Origin of the sequence: Zhongshania sp., assembly GCF_041623545.1 — a bacterium.
GTDB lineage: Bacteria > Pseudomonadota > Gammaproteobacteria > Pseudomonadales > Spongiibacteraceae > Spongiibacter.
Genome location: NZ_JBFJWS010000253.1, coordinates 1 through 4728, shown reverse-complemented (window position 1 = coordinate 4728; position 4728 = coordinate 1). Strand labels below are relative to the sequence as shown.

Below are 4728 nucleotides of genomic sequence, written 5' to 3'. Positions count from 1 at the left end.
GCCGAGTTTGCCAGTTTGAGCGGTCCACGTAAGCAGGCGGTTCGTCATATGTTGCGTGACTTTACCCTGTCGGGGGTGGCGTTAGAGGGCGACGAAGCAAAGCGTTTCTCGGCCATCGCCCAGCGTCTGAGTGAACTGTCGACCGCGTTCTCAAATAATGTTTTGGATGCCACTGACGGCTGGGAAAAGCTGATCGAATCTACTGAAGACTTAGCTGGCGTGCCGGCCACGGTATTGGATAATTTGCGCGAAGCGGCAACAGCAAAAGGCCATAGCGGCTATCGCTTGAGTCTAGATATCCCCAGCTACTTGCCCATAATGCAGTACGCCGATAACCGCCAGCTGCGTGAAGAACTGTATCAGGCTTACGTGACCCGCGCCTCGGCACTTGGTCCCCACGGTGGCAAGTGGGATAACGGCCCACTAATGTTGGAAATTCTTCAGTTGCGCCAAGAGCAGGCAAAACTGCTCGGCTTCGAAAATTACGCGGCGTATTCGCTAGCCAGTAAAATGGCGGAGTCCAATGCGCAGGTAATAGAATTTTTAGAGGAGCTGGCGGTTGCCAGCAAGCCAATGGCTGAGCGTGAATACGCCGAGCTGAAGGTCTTCGCAGCCAGCCTTGGTGTCGCTGAGCTACAAGCCTGGGATGTGCCTTATTTTAGTGAAAAATTAAAAGAAGCTTCGTTTGCGATTTCCCAAGAAGATTTGCGGCCTTACTTCCCAGTTGAAAAAGTCATTAGCGGCCTATTCAAAATCACGGGTCAACTTTTTGATATCGACATCGCACCGGTCGAGGGCGTCGACCTTTGGCATGAAGACGGTCAGTGCTATCGCATCTCACGCGGTGGTGAGGTGTTGGCGCATTTCTATTTAGATCTATACGCCCGTAACAATAAGCGCGGTGGCGCTTGGATGGCCAATGCCCGTGGTCGCCGCGTGTTGGATGATGGCGCAGTTCAACAGCCGGTCGCATTTTTAGTGTGTAATTTTTCGCCGCCGACCAGTGATCGCCCCTCGCTACTCACGCATAATGAAGTGACTACCCTATTCCACGAATTTGGTCATGGCCTGCATCACATGCTCACCCAAATCGACTGCTTGAGCGTGTCTGGGATTAGCGGAGTGGCTTGGGACGCGGTGGAATTGCCTAGCCAGTTCTTAGAAAATTGGTGTTGGGAAAAATCGGTTATTCCGGATATCTCTGCGCACTACCAAAGTGGCGAGGCGCTGCCGTCCGACATGCTCGATAAACTTTTGGCGGCTAAAAATTTCCAGTCCGGGATGCAAATGCTGCGACAGATCGAGTTCTCACTATTTGATTTTAGCCTGCACATGCAGCCTGAAATTCAGGCAGAGAAAGAAATTGATGCGGTGCTTAATCGAATCCGCAAGCAGGTGGCCGTGACCCAGCCACCAGAATTTAATCGTTTCCAAAATAGTTTCTCCCACATTTTTGCCGGTGGTTATGCCGCAGGCTATTACAGTTATAAGTGGGCCGAAGTCTTGTCTGCGGATGCGTTTTCACTGTTTGAGGAGCGTGGCGTAATGAATCCCGAGGTCGGCGAAAAATTCCGCCGCGAAATATTGGAGCGCGGCGGCTCCGAAGAGGCGGCGGTATTGTTTAAAAATTTCCGGGGCCGGGCGCCAGCCAATGCCGCGCTCTTGCGACATGCGGGCATTACTGGCGATAAAGGAGCGTAATCACATGGCTACTGTATTTAATCAGCGTCGATTCATTGCTGGTGCGGTCTGCCCAAAATGTGCAGAAATGGATAAGACCGTGATGTATCGCGTGTCGGACTTAGAACAAATTCGCGAGTGTGTGCGCTGCGGTTTTAAAGAATCGATTCGCGACGATACCGGAAAAATCGAAGAGCCAGCCACGCGGGTGAATAGCCCGCGTATTGGTGAGCCGGCACTGGCCCATGAGGATGAGATTCATGTGGTCTCGCTGATTGATCCCCGTGACGGCAAAGTCCGGAAAGATCACTGACCACAGTTTTACTGTAAAACTGTGGTCAAGTATAAGCGGTAAAAGTCACATGTTAGGGAACGCATTTCCCGGCAATGAGCCTATACTTGCAGTAATTAAATTATGGAGGACTAGAAATGCTGGAGTTGTTACCCCTTCCCTTTACCCATGTTGTGGGTGTCAGGGTATCCGGCAGGGTAAATCACACCGATATAGAAACGATCCTCGCGGAGGTTGAGCGTAAGCTCGCCACCGAAGAGTATTTAGGCGTTATGATTGAGCTGGAGCATTTCGACGGTTTTACTATACGGGGTCTGTTTAAGGAGTTTAAATTTTTAAGCGAGTATATGAATCGCCTTACACGCACGGCAATTGTTGGTGAACCGCGTTGGTTTAATCGCGGTACCGAGCTAGTTAAACGGGTATTCCCGAATATTGAAATTGAACACTTCATTCCCCTGCAAAAAGACGAAGCACTACTCTGGGTGAGTGAAAGAGACGCCGGAACCTTTGGCTAAAAATTCCGGCCCTGTTTTAAAATTTAGAAAAACATAGCAGCGTAGTCAGATAAGTATGGTCGATCATTCTAGGCCCCGCTGCTTGCGCGCATCACGAATGCCGCCGGCATTAGAAACATTGCTATATCCGGCCTCCTGTAGGGCAGACATCGCCTTTCCTGCCCGCCCTCCGCTCAGGCAATACAGTTTAATTTCCGTGTCCTTATCCGGAAACAATTTACTCGCCTGTTGAACAATCTCGGAGTGTGAAATTCTCACGTCACCCTCAATGCGGTCGATACGATGCTCCAACTCGCTGCGCACATCAATCCATGTTGCCTCAGCGTGCGTTATAGCGCTGGACAACATCATGATTAGCAGCAGAGAGGCGTTAGTAAATATTTTCAAGCTCATGATTATCGCCTTAAACGGAGTTTATTAATCGATTATATTTGGCGTAAATATCTTGGTCATTACAATGGCCAGATAGTCGTCGGATATATTCTAAAACGAATCCTTAAAGGGCAAGCTATAAAGCCGTTTTTCGGTAGGCTAAGCCCCACCACATTAGGTGTGATGGGGCCGCGAGTTAATGAGTGAGAAATACTTAGCTCGTCTTATTCAATAACGCTAAAACTGAGACCTGAATACGCTTTAAGGCGCTCGATCAAGGCATCGCCATAGCAGCTGGCGGGGGTAAGCAGACCGCCACTGACTTCCGTCTTGTCGATGTCCCGGGCAAGGCAAATACTGGCTTGGCCGAGCATTTTGGCGGTTGATCCATAGCCGGGGTCGCGGTCGCCCGTGACTTTGCATACAAGGGTTTTACCCTTTGGTGTGCTGCCGTAAAAGCGGAGGTCAAAATAGCCACTTGCTTGGTCTTCTGGGCTGGGGCCTTCACCGGGCGAAGGCAGGACGCGTTCTAGTACCCAGCGCCCGGGTTTAAGGCTAGCGGTGACCATGAAGCCTGCGAGCCCGCCACCCATGGCGGCAGCGCGCAGGCGGCCACCAAGGCCGTCACCGACTTGCATGGACTCGTCATACAGGAAGGGTTTTGCGTAAGGCTGTTTCAGCAAAAAATTAGAGCGTTGCACAACCCGGGTATTGATTGCCGCCATAATGAAGGGAATCGTCCAGCTGTTGGAAACTGGATCAAACTGGGCGAGGCCCGGATTAAGCTGGCGGGCTTTGTTGGTCTCGCCGGGGCACAGCGAATACGGGTCGGCCATTTCTTTGCGCAGCGCGGGATTGCCGGCCGCTTCTTTCATGACATTGATCAGGCTGGCGAAGGTACCGCCAGACAAGCCGCCTTTGGCCGCTTTCACTCGCATTTGAACTTTGTCGCAGTTCTCGCCAAACAATTCTTGGCTTTGTTGCTGGGTATAGAACACGCCGAGGTCTGAGGGAATTGAGTCAAAGCCACAGCAATTGACGATGCGCGCGCCAGAGGCTTTGGCGGTGCTGTCATAGCGCTCAACCATTTGCCGAATCCACTGCACTTCACCGGTGAGGTCGCAGTAATCGGTGCCGGTTTCGGCGCAGATTTTAACCAGTGATTCGCCGTATAAAGCATAGGGACCGACTGTGGTGGTAACGACGTTGGTCTGGGCGCATAGCGCACGCAGCGCAGTTTCGTCGCTGGCGTCGGCAATAATGATGTCGAGGTCGGCCTTGCCGATTTTGGCTTTAACCGCTTCGAGCTTACTTGCTGAGCGCCCGGCAATGGCCCAGTGCAGTGCCGGTTCCTCTTTACACCCAGCGAGATAGTTGCAGAGTATTTCGCCGACAAAGCTACTGGCACCGAAGACCACGATATCGTATTTAGATTCAGCCATGTTCTCTTCCCACGCGTGTTGTTAATAGAGCGAGAGCCGCTAGCGCGGGCCTCGAGGTGATTTGCTGGACCAGAGCTTAGCACTATTTGTTCACTGTCAACATTGCTTATGGGAATGGCGGTAATAAGCGCTGTTAATACATTTCCGTTTATATCCACTATCCCTATATCTGTGGTGAGGCGGTTTACGGAGCTTCGGGTCTGAAAGTGCGGCTTGTTCAGGTAAAAAAGAAGGAGATATTTAAATGCAAATGACTTTTTCGTGAATCTGGTGGATATGTCCACTGTGTGGGCTAAGTCAGAGGGTGAGAACGGAATTTACGAAGCGAAAAATCGTGAGACTGGCGAAATCAAATGGACGGCTACACCGGTTGACCTGATCGTTGGTTCAAACTCCGAACTCCGTGCGGTGGCCGAGTATTACG

Annotated in this window: 5 protein-coding genes; 3 read left to right on the top strand and 2 right to left on the bottom strand. The window is 51.3% G+C overall.

Annotated features, from left to right (window positions below):
* From ABYT30_RS15770 to ABYT30_RS15760, 3 genes are all read left to right on the top strand, one after another.
* Nucleotides 1–1701, top strand: a 1701-nt coding sequence (locus ABYT30_RS15770) for a M3 family metallopeptidase (RefSeq protein ID WP_373097445.1), incomplete at its 5' end; no start/stop codon positions are given.
* 4 nt (nucleotides 1702–1705) lie between these two features.
* Nucleotides 1706–1993 (top strand): YheV family putative zinc ribbon protein, encoded by a 288-nt coding sequence (locus tag ABYT30_RS15765; RefSeq protein WP_373083036.1) that lies wholly within the window; start codon nucleotides 1706–1708, stop codon nucleotides 1991–1993.
* Nucleotides 1994–2109: 116 nt separating this feature from the next.
* The gene (locus ABYT30_RS15760; protein ID WP_373083037.1) at nucleotides 2110–2490 is read left to right on the top strand and encodes an STAS/SEC14 domain-containing protein; all 381 of its coding nucleotides are present in this window, start codon (nucleotides 2110–2112) and stop codon (nucleotides 2488–2490) included.
* Nucleotides 2491–2553: 63 nt separating this feature from the next.
* Here ABYT30_RS15760 and ABYT30_RS15755 read toward each other — a convergent pair whose 3' ends face one another.
* Nucleotides 2554–2883 (bottom strand): rhodanese-like domain-containing protein, encoded by a 330-nt coding sequence (locus ABYT30_RS15755; protein WP_373083038.1) that lies wholly within the window; start codon nucleotides 2881–2883, stop codon nucleotides 2554–2556.
* A 203-nt stretch (nucleotides 2884–3086) separates the two neighbouring features.
* Nucleotides 3087–4304, bottom strand: coding sequence for a trans-acting enoyl reductase family protein (locus tag ABYT30_RS15750; RefSeq protein WP_373083040.1), 1218 nt, complete (start codon nucleotides 4302–4304; stop codon nucleotides 3087–3089).
* Nucleotides 4305–4728 lie beyond the last annotated feature (424 nt).

Coding starts and splice junctions, on each gene's coding strand:
- ABYT30_RS15765 (WP_373083036.1), top strand. CDS start 1,706: ATGGCTACTGTATTTAATCAGCGTCGATTCATTGCTGGTGCGGTCTGC.
- ABYT30_RS15760 (WP_373083037.1), top strand. CDS start 2,110: ATGCTGGAGTTGTTACCCCTTCCCTTTACCCATGTTGTGGGTGTCAGG.
- ABYT30_RS15755 (WP_373083038.1), bottom strand. CDS start 2,883: ATGAGCTTGAAAATATTTACTAACGCCTCTCTGCTGCTAATCATGATG.
- ABYT30_RS15750 (WP_373083040.1), bottom strand. CDS start 4,304: ATGGCTGAATCTAAATACGATATCGTGGTCTTCGGTGCCAGTAGCTTT.